Source organism: Streptomyces griseoviridis (genome assembly GCF_005222485.1).
Classification (GTDB): domain Bacteria; phylum Actinomycetota; class Actinomycetes; order Streptomycetales; family Streptomycetaceae; genus Streptomyces; species Streptomyces hintoniae.
The window spans coordinates 6826839-6841567 of record NZ_CP029078.1 but is presented as its reverse complement, the minus strand read 5'-3'; the positions used below and the strand labels follow the sequence as shown (position 1 = coordinate 6841567).

Sequence of the window (14729 nt, the reverse complement as noted above, 5' to 3'; positions counted from 1 at the left end):
TGGAGGAGAGCCATCGTGCCTCGTACCGTCAAGGACGTCGTTTTCGTCGACGGCGTCCGCACCCCGTTCGGCAAGGCGGGCCCGAAGGGCATCTACCACGAGACCCGCGCCGACGACCTCGTCGTGAAGGCGATCCGGGAGCTGCTGCGCCGCAACCCCGGCCTCGACCCGAAGAAGGTCGACGAGGTCGCCATCGCCGCCACCACCCAGATCGGCGACCAGGGACTCACCCTCGGCCGCACCGCGGGCATCCTCGCCGGTCTCCCCGAGTCGGTGCCCGGCTACTCCATCGACCGGATGTGCGCCGGCGCGCTCACCGCCGTCACCACCACCGCGGGCTCGATCGCCTTCGGCGCCTACGACGCCGTCATCGCGGGCGGCGTGGAGCACATGGGCCGCCACCCGATGGGCGAGGGCGTGGACCCCAACCCGCGGTTCGTCTCCGAGAAGCTGGTCGACGAGTCCGCCCTCTTCATGGGCATGACCGCGGAGAACCTGCACGACCGCTACCCCTCCATCACCAAGGAGCGCGCCGACGCGTACGCGGTCCGCTCGCAGGAGAAGGCCGCCAAGGCGTACGCCAACGGCAAGATCCAGCAGGACCTGGTGCCGATCTCGGTGCGCAACACCAACCCGGAGGCCGGGGAGACGGGCTGGGGCCTGGTCACCGCCGACGAGCCGATGCGGCCGGGCACCACGATGGAGAACCTGGCCGGTCTGAAGACGCCGTTCCGGGTGCACGGCCGGGTCACCGCGGGCAACGCGGCCGGTCTCAACGACGGCGCCACCGCCTCCGTCATCGCGAGCGAGGACTTCGCCCGCGAGAACGGGCTGCCGGTCAGGATGCGCCTGGTCTCCTACGCCTTCGCGGGCGTCGAGCCCGAGGTGATGGGCTACGGCCCGATCCCGGCGACGGAGAAGGCGCTCGCCAAGGCGGGCCTGTCCATCTCCGACATCGGCCTGTTCGAGATCAACGAGGCGTTCGCCGTGCAGGTGCTTGCCTTCCTCGAGCACTACGGCATCGCCGACGACGACGCCCGCGTCAACCAGTACGGCGGCGCCATCGCCTACGGCCACCCGCTCGCCTCCTCGGGCGTGCGCCTGATGACGCAGCTGGCCCGGCAGTTCGAGGAGCAGCCGCAGGTCCGCTACGGCGTGACCACCATGTGCGTCGGCTTCGGCATGGGCGCGACGGTCATCTGGGAGAACCCGAACCACAAGGACGCCGGAGGCAGCAAGTGAGCACCACCGCTGAGCTTTTGAAGGGCGCGGCCGAGCTGTTCCCCGACGAGGTCGTGACGTCCGCGCACGTCCGCCACCTCGAACTGCCTTCCGGCGCCGGGCGGTTCGCGCTGATCACGCTGGACAACGGCTTCGACCACACCAAACCGACCACCTTCGGACCCGCCTCGCTCGCCCGTCTCGACGCGGCGATCGACCAGGTCGAGAAGGAGGCCGCGGCCGGCGAGATCGTCGGCGTCGGTGTCACCGGCAAGCCGTTCGTCTTCGCGGTCGGCGCCGACCTCAAGGGCGTCGAACTGCTCAAGGAGCACCAGGACGCGCTCGCCATCGGCAAGGGCGGCCACGAGGTCTTCAAGCGCCTCGCCGGCCTCGCCGTCCCCACCTTCGCCTACTACAACGGCGCCGCCATGGGCGGCGGGGTCGAGGTCGGCCTGCACTGCGCGTACCGCACGGTGTCCAAGGCGCTGCCCGCGTTCTCGCTGCCCGAGGTGTTCCTCGGCCTGGTGCCCGGCTGGGGCGGCTGCACGCTGCTGCCGAACCTGATCGGCGCCGAGAACGCCGTCTCGGTGATCATCGAGAACAGCCTCAACCAGAACCGGCAGCTCAAGGGCGCGCAGGTGCACGAACTCGGCATCGCCGACGCGCTGTTCGAGGGCGCCGACTTCCTGGAGCAGTCGCTGCTGTGGACGGCGGCCGTCCTCAAGGGCGAGATCGTCGTCGAACGGCCCGCCGTCGACCGCGGTGACGCCTGGGACCAGGCCGTCGCCAAGGGCCGCGCGCTCGCCGACTCCAAGGTGCACGGCGCCGCCCCGGCCGCCTACCGCGCCCTCGACATCATCGCCGCCGCCAAGAACGACGACCTCCAGCAGGGCTACGACGCCGAGGACCGCGCGCTCGCCGACCTGATCATGGGCGGTGAACTGCGGTCCGGCATCTACGCGTTCAACCTGGTGCAGAAGCGCGGCAAGCGCCCGGCGGGCGCCCCCGACAAGAGCCTGGCCCGCCCGGTCACCAAGGTCGGCGTGGTCGGCGCCGGTCTGATGGCCTCGCAGCTCGCCCTGCTGTTCCTGCGCCGCCTGGAGGTGCCGGTCGTGCTGACCGACATCGACCAGGAGCGCGTCGACAAGGGCGTGGGCTACGTCCACGCGGAGATCGACAAGCTGCTCGGCAAGGGCCGGATCAACCAGGACAAGGCCAACCGGCTCAAGGCGCTGGTGACCGGCGTCCTGGACAAGGCCGAGGGGTTCTCGGACGCCGACTTCGTCATCGAGGCGGTCTTCGAGGAGATCGGCGTCAAGCAGCAGGTGTTCGCGGAGGTCGAGGCGGTCGCCCCGGCGCACGCGATCCTCGCCACCAACACCTCCTCGCTGTCGGTGTCGGAGATGGCGTCGAAGCTGAAGCACCCCGAGCGGGTCGTCGGCTTCCACTTCTTCAACCCGGTCGCGGTCCTCCCGCTCCTGGAGATCGTGCGCGGCGAGCAGACCGACGACGCGTCGCTCGCGACCGCGTTCGCCGTGGCCAAGAAACTGAAGAAGACGGCGGTCCTGGTGAAGGACGCCCCGGCCTTCGTCGTCAACCGCATCCTGACCCGCTTCATGGGCGAGATCCAGAACGTCATCGACGAGGGCACCCCGGTCGCGGTGGCGGAGAAGGCCGTCGAGCCGCTCGGGCTGCCGATGTCGCCGCTGGTGCTGCTCGAACTGGTCGGCCCCGCGATCGGCCTGCACGTCTCGGAGACCCTCAACCGGGCCTTCCCCGACCGCTTCACGGTCTCCCCGAACCTCGCGGCGGTCGTCAAGGCGGGCAAGCGCGGCTTCTACGTCTACTCCGCCGAGAACGGCTTCAAGCCCGAACTCGACCCGGAGGTCGCCGCGTTGCTGAAGCAGGGCGACACGGTGCTGACCGAGGAGCAGGTCCGCGCGCGGGTCCTCGACGCGGTGGCGCAGGAGATCGGCCTGATGCTCGACGAGGGTGTCGTCGCCGAGGCGCAGGACATCGACCTCTGCCTGATCACCGGCGCGGGCTGGCCCTTCCACCTGGGCGGCATCACGCCGTACCTGGACCGCGAGGGCGTCTCGCAGCGGGTGAACGGCAAGCCGTTCCTCGCGCCGGGGACGGCGTCCGTACCGGTGTGACCGACGGGACGTGAAGGGGGCCTCCGCACCGGGCGGAGGCCCCCTCTGTCTTCTGTCTGGTGTCCGCAGGTCAGCGGCGGGCCTCGGGGTGCCGGTGGCACCAGCCCGCCCACGCCGAGGCGACCATCGCGCGGGTGTCGTGGCGGGCCGTCCAGCCCAGCTCCGCGCGGGCCAGGTCGACGGCGGCGACGACCCGCGCCGGGTCGCCCGCCCGGCGCGCCACGGTCTCGGGCGCGGCGGCGGCGCCGTAGCCGGTCACCTCACCGATCAGCGCGATCATCTCGCGCACCGAAACGCCCTCCCCGCGGCCGATGTTGACCGTCAGATCGGTGCCTGGCGCGCGTCCCGCGAGCGCGCGCGCCGCCGCGAGGTGCGCGGCGGCGATGTCCTCGACGTGGATGAAGTCCCGTACGCAGGAGCCGTCGGGGGTGTCGTAGTCGTCGCCGAAGACGACCGGCGCGGCGCCCCTGGTCAGCTGCTCGAAGACCATCGGGACGAGGTTGGCGGCGCCCGGGTCGGCGAGGAGCGGGTCGGCCGCGCCCGCGACGTTGAAGTAGCGCAGGCAGGCCGTGGTCAGACCGTGCGCGACACCGGTGGCGCGCACCAGCCACTCCCCCGCGAGCTTGGTCTCGCCGTACGGGTTGACCGGGGCGCAGGGGGTGTCCTCGGTCACCAGCTCCACGTCCGGGGTGCCGTAGACGGCGGCCGACGAGGAGAAGAGGAAGGCGCGCACGCCGGTCGCGACGGCGGCCTCCAGCAGCGTCTGGAGGCCCTCCACGTTCTCCCGGTAGTAGTGGAGGGGCCGTTCCACGGACTCGCCGACCCGCTTCTTCGCCGCGAGGTGCACCACTCCGGTGACCTCCAGGTCGGTGAGCGTGCCGCGCAGCAGGGGTCCGTCCAGGACGGATCCCTTGACGAACGGGACACCGTCCGGGAGGTGCGAGGGGTCGCCCGCGGAGAGGTCGTCGTACACGGCGACCCGCTCGCCCGCCGCGAGCATCGCCCGGACGACATGCGCACCGATGTAACCCGCACCGCCTGTGATCAGCCACGTCATGCCGTGCATCCTATTTCGTCGGCCGCCCGGCACCAATGGATCACCCCGGCGGCCGGGGCCGCACGCCGGGTCAGACCTCCCGCCACGCCTCCAGCGCGAGCCCCGGTTCGTCCTTGCGCCTGGCCAGCCGCAGGGTGCCGTCCGACGGCGCGTACGTCGCCGCCACCACCCGCTCCCGTGCGTCGAGCGCGAGCGACACCACGGCGTCCGAGGGCAGCCGCGGCCCCGACTCGGTCCACCAGGCACCCGCCGACTCGTGCTCGGTCGGGTACGCGGCGAACGCGACCCGGCCGCTCGCCGAGCGCTGGGCGAGGACCGTGCAGTCGTGGCCGTCGAGGAGGCAGCGCACGGCCGTGACCGGGCCTGGGCCCGCCGAGGGCAGCACGGTGACCGGCTTGCCGCCCGGACGCCAGGCGCACAGGTCGCCCGCCTCGTCGGTGTAGAAGAGGGTCGTGGCGTCGGCCGAGGTGGCGAGGGCGTACAGGGTGCCGGCCCGTGCCTGCGCCTCCACCGCCTCCTCGACGACCGGGACGGCGCCCGCCTCCTCCTGCCGCCAGTGCAGGATGCCGCCCGGCACGGCCGCGAACAGCTCCACGAGTCCCGACTCCCCTGTCACGGCGGTCAGTTCGTCCCGGACGTCCCGGCCGCCCAGGTCGCGCCAGGGGTCCCAGCCGCCCTTCTCCTTCTGCGCGACCATGCCGACCCCGCCGCCCTGGCCGCGGACGAAGACATGGGCGCGGCCCCGCGCGTCCACCGCGACCGCGGGCGGTCCCGTGCGGGCGCCCTTCTTGTCGGGGTGGCCGATCGGGACCCAGTCGAGGGCCGCCAGCCGGGGCCTGAAGTGGGTGGAGTGCACCAGGCCGTTCTCGCCCGGCACGGTGGGCCGCCAGCTGACCAGATGGGTGTAGCGGTCGTCGCCCTGGCCCAGCGCGGGCGGCGGCAGCAGGATCTGGTCGCCGCCCACTTTCCTGGCGGGCGTCCAGGCGCCGCCGGGCGCGTACTCGGCCCGGACGTGGACCGCGTCCCGCGCCGTCAGATAGACACCGAGCCGCCCGTCGCGGCCCCGGATGAGCCAGTCGCCGTTCACCGGACAACTCTAAGCGGAGCGGGTCCGGCGCGGTCGGGCGGGGAGCGGGGACCGGCCGCGCGGGGCAGGCTGGGGGTGAGCCGTCACCGTACGAGAGGGAAGCCGACGCCATGACCGACAAGCTCACCGTGGGTGTTCTGGGCACGGGCATCATGGGGGCCGCGATGGCCCGCAACCTGGCCGGCGCGGGCCACTCCGTCCGCGCCTGGAACCGCACCCGCGCCAAGGCCGAGCCGCTCGCCGCCGACGGCATCCGCGTCACCGACAGCGCCGCCGAGGCCGTCGAGGGCGCGGACACCGTCCTGACCATGCTGTACGACGGGCCCGCCACCCTGGAGGTGATGCGCGAGGCGGCTCCCGGGCTGCGGCGGGGCGCGGCCTGGGCGCAGTCGACGACGGCGGGTGTCGAAGGCGTCGCCGAGCTGGCCGCCTTCGCCGCCGACCACGACCTGGTCTTCTACGACGCGCCCGTGCTCGGCACCCGGGAGCCCGCGGAGGCCGGCCGGCTGACCGTGCTGGCGGCCGGGCCGGTGTCCGGGCGCGCGGCGGTGACGCCGGTGTTCGAGGCGGTCGGCGCGCGCACGGTGTGGACCGGGGAGGACGGCGCCGCCGGGACCGCGACCAAGCTGAAGCTGGTCGCCAACGGGTGGGTGCTCGCCGCGACCGCCGCCGCGGGCGAGGTCCTCGCCCTGTCCCGGGCGCTCGACGTCGACCCGGCGCGCTTCTTCGACGTCATCGAGGGGGGTCCGCTGGACATGGGGTACCTGCGCGCCAAGACGGCGCTGGTCCTCGAGGACCGGCTGACGCCGGCGCAGTTCGCGGTGGGGACGGCGGCGAAGGACGCGCGGCTGATCGTCGCGGCGGGCCGGGCGGCCGGGGTCCGCCTGGACGTGGCGGAGGCGAGCGCGGCCCGCCTGGAACGGGCCGCCGCGCAGGGCCACGGGGAGGAGGACATGGTGGCGGCCTACTACGCGAGCTTCGAGGGGCCGGGGGCGGGCTGACGGGTGGGCGGGGAGGGAGCCCTTGGCGGGTTGACCGGCGGGTGGGGTGAGCCCGGGGCGCCGGCGCCCGATACGGATGCTCCGCCGGCCTCGTCGTGCGGTGTCCGGGTCGGGGCGTTCGGTGACGCGTGCGAACCTGGGGGGATGGACCTGGACGACAGCGCCCCCCTGCTGGTGATCGTGGACGCGGCCAACGTCGTCGGCTCGGTGCCCGACGGCTGGTGGCGGGACCGGCGCGGGGCCGCCGAGCGGCTGCGGGACCGGCTGGCGGCGGACGGGGTGCCGGGGCGGGCCGGGCCTGTGGAGATCGTGCTCGTTGTCGAGGGCGCCGCCCGGGGCGTGGAGGCGGTGCCCGGCGTGCGGGTGGAGTCGGCGCCCGGCAGCGGGGACGACCACATGGTCGGCCTGGTCGCCGGGGCGCCGGGACGCGCGGTGCTGGTGGTCACCGCCGACCGGGAGCTGCGGCGCCGGGTGACGGAGCTGGGCGCGGACGTGGCGGGACCCCGCACCGTCCGGCCCGCCTGACCTGACCTGACCTGACTTGACCTGACCGCCGGCGGGCCGGTGCCGGCCTGCCGTCACGAGACCGACCGTCGGCGGGCCGGTGCCTCCGCCGCCGTCACGGGACACGGCCCTGCCCGACCGCACCGCCGTCGGTCCGTGCCGTCACGGGACGCGGGTGTAGAGCACCGCCCCGTCGACCTTGCCCGACTCCTCGTATCCGTTCGCCAGCAGTCGGCGCAGGGTCGGGGTGTGGGCGGGGCCGTAGGGCCGGCCGCGGGAGTCGTCCACGATCAGGGTGGGCGGGCGCTGTGCCGTCTCCTGCCGGAAGACCGTCCAGGCGCCCCGGACCGCGAACTCCTCCCCCACCTGCGGGCCGTCGCGTCCTCCGCTGAAGTTGGTGAGGAGTCCGGCGGTGAGGTAGCGGCTGGCGGGGGCGCGGCCCGACAGCCAGTAGGTCTCCGGGTGCATCCCCCAGACCAGGACGCGGTCACCCGGGCGGGTCCGGTCGGCGACGGTGTGCGCGAGGCGCTGGACGTGGGTGAGTTCGGTGCGCGGCGCGAGGAAGCCCCAGGCCAGGAACAGCGCACAGGAGCAGCAGGCGGTGAGGACGGCGGCCGACAGCCGTTCCCTGGGCAGGATCTGGAGGGCCGCGGTCGCCAACAGTGCCAGTGGAGGCACCAGTTGGAGGTAGTAGTGGCCGAAGAAGTGGAAGCCGACGAGTACCGCGCCGGCCGAGGAGGCGAGCCAGAGCCACAGGTCGGTCGCGCCGGTGCGGGCGGTCCGCAGCGCCCGCAGCACCGGTGGCAGCAGCCCGGCGCATCCCACCGCGAGGATCGCCGTGTTGCTCAATCCCCGTGCCAGGACGTGCAGTTCGGAGCCGGTGAAGGTGGCGTAGGCGCCCGACCCGGTGACCGTCCAGAACAGGAACCGGGCGGGGTCGGTGACCGCGGCGGCCGCGAGGACGGGCAGCGCGAGACCGGCCAGCAGCCGCAGCGGCCTGCCCCGGTGCGCGGCGCACAGCCACAGCACCGGCAGCAGCACCGCGCCGCCGGTCTGCTTGGTGAGGAACGCGCAGGCGACGGCGGCGCCCGCGGCTCCGAAGCAGCGGCGGTCGGCGCACCACATGGCGGCGGCCGTGCACGGCAGCATGAACACCTCGAACCCGGCGGCCTGCGCGTCCTCGGGGTTGAGTCCGACGGACGCCAGCAGGTACAGGGTGCCCGCGGCGCGGCCCGCGGTGTCGCCCCAGCGGCGGCGGGCGAGGGAGGCGAGCAGGGCGGCGGTGAGGAGGTGGGCGAGGACGGCCAGGATCCGCACGGAGGTCAGCGAGCCGGAGCCGCAGAGGGCGAAGGCGCCCTCGTACAGCCAGGGCACCAGCGGCGGTTTGCGGTCGACGACCGTCTCGTAGAGGGTGCCGCCGTGCGCCAGTATCCGGGCCTGGACGGCGAGATAGCCCTCGTCGGGGTTCCACAGCGGGCGGGTGAAGGAGGGGATGCGGGTGACGCAGGCCAGCGTCGCCAGCAGGGGCAGCAGTCGTCTCCAGTAGCCGTGCGCGACGGCTGCGGAGCGTGCCGGGGCGAGCTGCGCGACGAGCATGGGGTGCACGCTATCCGGCCCCGCACTCCACACCGGAGCGGGACATACGGGGCCGGGGTGGCGGATGCCGCGGTTACGGACGGTCGTCGACCCTCTGTTCGGGTGCGCCGGGGGCGAGGCGGCTGTGGGTGCGGCCGTAGAGGAAGTAGACGACGAAGCCGATGACCATCCAGACGGCGAACCGCAGCCAGGTCTCGGCGGGCAGGTTCAGCATCAGCCAGAGCGAGGCGCACACCGACACGATCGGCAGGATCGGCACCAGCGGGGTGCGGAAGGAGCGGGGCAGGTCGGGGCGGGTGTTGCGGAGGATGACCACGCCGACGGCGACCACCACGAACGCGAAGAGGGTGCCGATGTTGACCAGTTCGGCCAGTTCGCTGAGGCTGGTGAAGCCGGCCACGATCGCGATGATCACGCCGAGCAGGATGGTCGGCCGGTAGGGGGTCTTGAAGCGCGGGTGGACGCGGGAGAAGAACCTCGGCAGCAGTCCGTCGCGGCTCATCGCGAAGAAGACCCGGGTCTGGCCGAGCAGCAGGATCATGCAGACGGTGGTGAGGCCGATGGCGGCGCCGAAGCTGATCACGCCCGCGTACCAGGGGTGTCCGACGGCCTTGAAGGCGTCGGCGAGCGGGGCGTCCACGGAGAGCCGGGTGTACTTCTGCATGCCGGTGACGACGATCGACACGGCGACGTACAGCGTGGTGCAGATGACGAGGGAGCCGAGGATGCCGCGGGGCATGTCGCGCTGCGGGTTGCGGGTCTCCTCGGCGGCGGTGGCGACGACGTCGAAGCCGATGAAGGCGAAGAAGACGACGGAGGCGGCGGTGAAGATGCCGAGGATGCCGAAGTTGGAGGGCGCCCAGCCGAACATCAGCTGGATGAGCGGCGCCTTGAGGGTGCCGCCCGCCGTGACCGGTTCGGTCTTCGGGATGAACGGCTTGTAGTTGTCGCCCTTGACGAAGAACGCGCCCGCGACGATCACGAGGAGCACGACGGCCACCTTGACGGCGACGACGACGGAGGTGACCCGCGCCGAGAGCTTCATGCCGAGGACGAGGATGCCGGTGAGGACGAGGATCAGCACGGCGGCGAGCACGTCGAAGCCGAAGCCCTGGGCGCCCTCGCGGCTGCTGAGGTACTCCGGCAGGTGCCAGCCCGCGTTCTCCAGGAGCGAGGCGACGTAGCCGGACCAGCCGACGGCGACCACCGCGGTGCCGAGGGCGAACTCCAGGACCAGGTCCCAGCCGATGATCCAGGCGGGCAGCTCACCGAGGGACGCGTAGGAGAAGGTGTACGCCGATCCGGCCACCGGGACGGTGGAGGCGAACTCGGCGTAGCAGAGCGCGGCGAGCGCGCAGACCACGCCGGCCACCACGAAGGACAGCGCGACGGCCGGTCCCGCGTTGCTCTTGGCGACCGTGCCGGTGAGGACGAAGATGCCGGTGCCGATGATGACGCCGACGCCGAAGACGGTCAGGTCCAGCGCGGACAGGCTCTTCTTGAGGGCGTGCTCAGGCTCCTCGGTGTCGCTGATGGACTGTTCGACCTTCTTCGTCCTGAAGAGGCTGCTGGTCACGGGACCTCCCATGCGTGTCGTCCTCGGCATGATCGAGAGGGGGCCCAGTACGTATGCCTCGGCACGGCCGTTCTCACACGGACGGACCGGTCCCACCACCCGTCGAGGTGGCGGAACCGGCCCGTCCGGAAGATGCCGCGGGATCAGTCGCGCGCGGGCTGAACCGCGTCGACGCCCTCGGTGGTGCCGTAGCGGCCGTCCATCTTGGACACGAGTCCGGTGACCTGGCGGGCGATGTCCGGGGCGGTCAGGCCGATCTCGGTGAGGACCTCGGCGCGCGAGGCGTGGTCGAGGAAGCGCGGCGGGATGCCGAAGTCGCGCAGCGGCACGTCGACGCCCGCGTCCCGCAGGGCCTGGGCGATCGTCGAGCCGACGCCGCCGACCCGGCTGTTGTCCTCGACGGTGACGACGACGCGGTGCCGCTCGGCGAGCGGGGCCATGGCCTCGTCGACGGGCTTGACCCAGCGCGGGTCGACGACGGTGGTGGTGATGCCCTGCCGGTCGAGGAGCGCGGCGATCTCCAGGCACATCGGGGCGAGGGCGCCCACCGAGACGAGGAGCACGTCCGGGGTGTCGGTGCCGGGTTCGCGCAGCACGTCCATGCCGCCGACGCGGCCCACGGCGGCGACGGCGGGGCCGACGGCGCCCTTGGAGAAGCGGACCACGGTCGGCGCGTCCTCGACCTCGACGGCCTCGCGGAGCTGGGCGCGGACCTGGTCGGCGTCGCGCGGGGCGGAGAGCCGCAGCCCTGGCACGACCTGGAGGATCGACATGTCCCACATGCCGTTGTGGGAGGCGCCGTCGGTGCCGGTGACGCCGGCCCGGTCCAGGACGAAGGTGACGCCGCAGCGGTGCAGGGCGACGTCCATCAGGACCTGGTCGAAGGCCCGGTTGAGGAAGGTGGCGTAGACGGCGAAGACCGGGTGGACGCCGCCGGTGGCGAGGCCGGCCGCGGAGACCGCGCCGTGCTGCTCGGCGATGCCGACGTCGTAGATCCGGTCGGGGTAGGCGTCCGCGAACTTCTTCAGGCCGACCGGCTGGAGCATCGCGGCGGTGATCGCGACGATGTCCTCGCGCTCCTTGCCGAGCGCGACCATCTCGTCGCCGAAGACGGAGGTCCAGTCGGCGCCGGACGCCTTGACCGGCAGGCCGGTGTCGGGGTGGATGGGTCCGATGCCGTGGAAGCGGTCGGCCTCGTCCTGGAGGGCGGGCTGGTAGCCGCGGCCCTTCTCGGTGAGGACGTGCACGATCACCGGGCCGCCGAACCGCTTGGCGCGGGTCAGCGCGGACTCCATGGCCTCGATGTCGTGGCCGTCGATGGGGCCGACGTACTTCAGGCCGAGGTCCTCGAACATGCCCTGCGGGGCGATGAAGTCCTTGAGGCCCTTCTTGGCGCCGTGCAGGGTCTCGTAGAGGGGCCTGCCGACGACCGGGGTGCGCTCCAGGAGGTCCTTGCCGCGGGCCAGGAACCGCTCGTAGCCGTCGGTGGTGCGCAGGGTGGCGAGGTGGTTGGCGAGGCCGCCGATGGTGGGCGCGTAGGAGCGCTCGTTGTCGTTGACGACGATGACCAGCGGGCGGTCCTTGGCGTCGGCGATGTTGTTGAGCGCCTCCCAGGCCATGCCGCCGGTGAGGGCGCCGTCCCCGATGACGGCGACGACGTGGTCGTCGCGTTTGCGGATCTGGTTGGCCTTGGCCAGTCCGTCGGCCCAGCCGAGGACCGTCGAGGCGTGGCTGTTCTCGATCACGTCGTGGTCGGACTCGGCCTGCGAGGGGTAGCCGGAGAGGCCGCCCTTCATCTTGAGCCGGGAGAAGTCCTGACGGCCGGTGAGCAGCTTGTGCACATAGGACTGGTGGCCGGTGTCCCACAGGACCTTGTCCCTCGGGGACTCGAAGACCCGGTGCAGGGCGATGGTCAGCTCGACCACACCGAGGTTCGGACCGAGGTGGCCGCCGGTCTTGGAGACGGCGTCGACCAGGAAGGCGCGGATCTCCTCCGCCAGCAGGTTCAGCTCGTCCAGGCTGAGCCGGTCCAGATCGCGCGGTCCCGTGATGCGGGTCAGCAGCGGCACCCGTGCCTCCTTGCAGTAGAGCTGTTGCCGGGCTTGTCGAGTCTAATGTTCCGCCTTCGCGGGCGGCGTCCGGGCGGTGCGTCGTACGTCACGCGATCGGCTGTACCCAAGATCTGCCTGACCTATGACCTGACGTACGGCATGACTGTGCCCGGCACCGCCATTGGTGCCGGGCACAGGTTCGAGGCGGCGGTCAGGCGCGGCCGGCCGTCTTCTGGGTCTTGCGGGTGATCGAGTCGATCACGACCGTGGTCAGCAGGACCGCGGCGGTGATCATGTACTTGACCGGCTCGGCGATGGACTCGAGCTGGAGGCCGTACTGGATGGAGACGATCACCAGGACGCCGAGCAGGGCGTTCCAGGTGCGGCCCCGGCCGCCGAAGAGGGAGGTGCCGCCGATGACGGCCGCCGCGATGGCGTTCATCAGCAGGTCGCCGGTGCCGGCGCTCTGGTTGGCCGAGGCGATCTTGGAGGCCAGGAAGAGGCCGCCGATGGCCGCGAAGCCGCCGGAGATCGCGAAGACCGATATCCGGACCGCGGTGACGTTGATGCCCGCGCGGCGGGACGCCTCGACGCTGCCGCCGAGCGCGAACACCTTGCGCCCGTAGCTGGTGCGGCGGAGCAGGAAGTCCGTGCCGATCAGGAAGACCAGGAAGATCAGCGTGGCCAGCGGCAGACCCTTGTACTGGTTGTACATCGCGGCCGCGGCGAACGCGACGACGGCCAGCAGCGCCGTCCGCATGAGCGTGTCGCTCAGCGGGCGGGACGGGATGCCCACCGCCTCACGGCGGCGGTTGCCCAGGAAGGAGGTCAGGAAGAACACCGCGACGACGACCACGGCGAGGACGTAGGCGGCGGCCACGTCCGCGAAGAAGTACGTGGTCAGCTTGCCGATCAGACCGTCGCTGTCGAGGTTGATGGTGCCGTTCTCGCCCAGGATCTTCAGCATGAAGCCGAGCCAGAACAGCAGGCCGGCCAGGGTCACGGCGAAGGCGGGGGCGCCGAGCACCGCGAAGAAGAAGCCGTGCAGCGCGCCGATGGCGGCGCCCGCGACGACGGCCAGCAGCACGGCCGCCCACTCGGGCCAGCCCTGGTTGACGGCGAGGACGGCGGCGATGGCGCTGGAGGCGCCGCTGACCGAGCCCACCGACAGGTCGATCTCGCCGAGCAGCAGCACGAAGACGATGCCGACGGAGATCATGCCCGTGCCGACCATCGTGACGCTGATGTCACTGATGTTCTGCGCGGAGAGGAAGTTGGAGTTGAGGCTCTGGAAGATCACGCAGATGGCGATCAGGCCGATGACGACGGGCATCGAGCCCAGCTCGCCGGCCTTCAGCTTCCGCTTGAACTCGCCGAGGTAGCCCGCGAGGCCCTGCTCGCGGACGAGCAGCCGCGGGTCGACGGCGGTCACCGCGGCCGCGGCGGCATCGGGGTTCTCGACGGCGTTCGCGCCCTGCGGCGTCGCGGAGGTCTTGTCGACGCTCACTGGGAAACCTCCCCGTTCGGGCTGGTCGTGCGCGCCGCACGGCGGGTGACCGCGTTGTCGGTGGCACCGGTGATGGCGGAGATGATCTCCTCCTGCGAGGTCGTCTTGACCTCGAAGACGCCGTTGTTCTGGCCGAGGCGCAGCACGGCGACCTTGTCGGCCACGGCCTTGACGTCGGCCATGTTGTGGCTGATGAGGACGACCGCGTGGCCGCGCTCGCGCAGCCGCTCGACCAGGTCGAGGACCTGCGCGGTCTGCTCGACGCCGAGGGCGGCGGTGGGCTCGTCGAGGATGACCAGCTTGGGCTCGCCGAGCATGGAGCGCGCGATGGCCACGGTCTGGCGCTGGCCGCCGGAGAGCGAGGCGATCGGGATGCGCACGCTGGGGATGCGGATGGACAGCGTCCGCAGCAGCTCCTGCGCGCGGCGCTCCATCTCCACCTCGTCGAGGACGCCCCACTTCTTCAGCTCACGGCCGAGGAAGAGGTTGCCGACGACGTCGATGTTGTCGCACAGCGCGAGGTCCTGGTAGACGGTCGCGATGCCGAGGGTCTGGGCATCGTGCGGCCGGTTGATCTGGACGGCTTCGCCGTTCCATTCGATGACGCCCTCATCGATGGGGTGCACGCCGGCGATCGTCTTGACCAGCGTGGACTTTCCGGCGCCGTTGTCGCCCACCAGGGCGACCACCTCACCGGCGTGGACCTCAAGCTCGACATCGGTGAGCGCCTGGACGGCACCGAATCGCTTGGAGACCCCGCGCAACGCCAGCACGGGCGTAGCGGACACGTGAACCATCTCCTTCGCCGCCTGACCCGGCGGAAGGTAGTGCAGAAAGAACCTGGGGGGTGTTCCGTCCGGCGCCCCGCGCCGAGCTTGCGGGGCTGTCTGATGCGCGGGGCGCCGGAGGAGTCTGGGCGGTACGGCCCGGCGGGCGGACCCAGGAGGGGTCGCGCCGGCCCTGGGGGGGACCG

Annotated in this window: 11 protein-coding genes; 4 read left to right on the top strand and 7 right to left on the bottom strand. The window is 72.2% G+C overall.

Annotated elements, in window-relative coordinates; translation table 11 throughout:
• The first annotated feature begins 15 nt into the window (after window positions 1-15).
• Window positions 16-1242 carry a thiolase family protein gene (locus tag DDJ31_RS29665; protein WP_127177330.1) on the top strand — a complete coding sequence of 409 codons (1227 nt, stop codon included), beginning with the start codon at window positions 16-18 and terminating at the stop codon, window positions 1240-1242.
• Window positions 1239-3377 carry a 3-hydroxyacyl-CoA dehydrogenase NAD-binding domain-containing protein gene (locus DDJ31_RS29660; RefSeq protein WP_127177331.1) on the top strand — a complete coding sequence of 713 codons (2139 nt, stop codon included), beginning with the start codon at window positions 1239-1241 and terminating at the stop codon, window positions 3375-3377. The genes DDJ31_RS29665 and DDJ31_RS29660 overlap by 4 nt, the downstream gene beginning before the upstream one ends.
• 70 nt (window positions 3378-3447) lie before the next feature.
• On the opposite strand, the gene galE is transcribed toward DDJ31_RS29660, so the two are convergent.
• Window positions 3448-4434 (bottom strand): UDP-glucose 4-epimerase GalE, encoded by a 987-nt coding sequence (gene galE / locus DDJ31_RS29655; RefSeq protein ID WP_127177332.1) that lies wholly within the window; start codon window positions 4432-4434, stop codon window positions 3448-3450.
• A gap of 70 nt (window positions 4435-4504) precedes the next feature.
• Window positions 4505-5521, bottom strand: coding sequence for a hypothetical protein (locus DDJ31_RS29650; RefSeq protein WP_127177333.1), 1017 nt, complete (start codon window positions 5519-5521; stop codon window positions 4505-4507).
• 110 nt (window positions 5522-5631) lie between these two features.
• Between DDJ31_RS29650 and DDJ31_RS29645 the strand changes: the two genes are divergently transcribed.
• Together DDJ31_RS29645 and DDJ31_RS29640 are read left to right on the top strand one after the other, a co-directional pair.
• Window positions 5632-6522, top strand: coding sequence for an NAD(P)-dependent oxidoreductase (locus DDJ31_RS29645; RefSeq protein WP_127177334.1), 891 nt, complete (start codon window positions 5632-5634; stop codon window positions 6520-6522).
• Window positions 6523-6672: 150 nt separating this feature from the next.
• Window positions 6673-7047: an NTP pyrophosphohydrolase gene (locus DDJ31_RS29640; RefSeq protein ID WP_127182546.1), complete on the top strand. Its 375-nt coding sequence runs from the start codon at window positions 6673-6675 to the stop codon at window positions 7045-7047.
• 141 nt (window positions 7048-7188) lie between these two features.
• On the opposite strand, the gene DDJ31_RS29635 is transcribed toward DDJ31_RS29640, so the two are convergent.
• The 5 genes from DDJ31_RS29635 to DDJ31_RS29615 all read right to left on the bottom strand — a co-directional run bounded on the left by DDJ31_RS29635 (window position 7189) and on the right by DDJ31_RS29615 (window position 14553).
• Entirely contained in the window at window positions 7189-8622 is a 1434-nt protein-coding gene (locus DDJ31_RS29635; RefSeq protein ID WP_127177335.1) for a glycosyltransferase family 39 protein, read from the bottom strand.
• Between the two features lie 73 nt (window positions 8623-8695).
• Entirely contained in the window at window positions 8696-10198 is a 1503-nt protein-coding gene (locus DDJ31_RS29630) for an amino acid permease (RefSeq protein ID WP_127177336.1), read from the bottom strand.
• A 143-nt stretch (window positions 10199-10341) separates the two neighbouring features.
• Window positions 10342-12267, bottom strand: coding sequence for a 1-deoxy-D-xylulose-5-phosphate synthase (gene dxs / locus DDJ31_RS29625; RefSeq protein WP_127177337.1), 1926 nt, complete (start codon window positions 12265-12267; stop codon window positions 10342-10344).
• Window positions 12268-12460: 193 nt separating this feature from the next.
• Window positions 12461-13756 carry a sugar ABC transporter permease gene (locus DDJ31_RS29620; protein WP_127177338.1) on the bottom strand — a complete coding sequence of 432 codons (1296 nt, stop codon included), beginning with the start codon at window positions 13754-13756 and terminating at the stop codon, window positions 12461-12463.
• Window positions 13753-14553: an ATP-binding cassette domain-containing protein gene (locus DDJ31_RS29615; protein WP_127177339.1), complete on the bottom strand. Its 801-nt coding sequence runs from the start codon at window positions 14551-14553 to the stop codon at window positions 13753-13755. The genes DDJ31_RS29620 and DDJ31_RS29615 overlap by 4 nt, the downstream gene beginning before the upstream one ends.
• Window positions 14554-14729: the final 176 nt, after the last annotated feature.

Bases quoted from the DNA above. Each gene is read 5' to 3' on its own strand.
- galE (WP_127177332.1), bottom strand. From the start codon at position 4,434: ATGACGTGGCTGATCACAGGCGGTGCGGGTTACATCGGTGCGCATGTC.
- DDJ31_RS29645 (WP_127177334.1), top strand. From the start codon at position 5,632: ATGACCGACAAGCTCACCGTGGGTGTTCTGGGCACGGGCATCATGGGG.
- DDJ31_RS29635 (WP_127177335.1), bottom strand. From the start codon at position 8,622: ATGCTCGTCGCGCAGCTCGCCCCGGCACGCTCCGCAGCCGTCGCGCAC.
- DDJ31_RS29615 (WP_127177339.1), bottom strand. From the start codon at position 14,553: ATGGTTCACGTGTCCGCTACGCCCGTGCTGGCGTTGCGCGGGGTCTCC.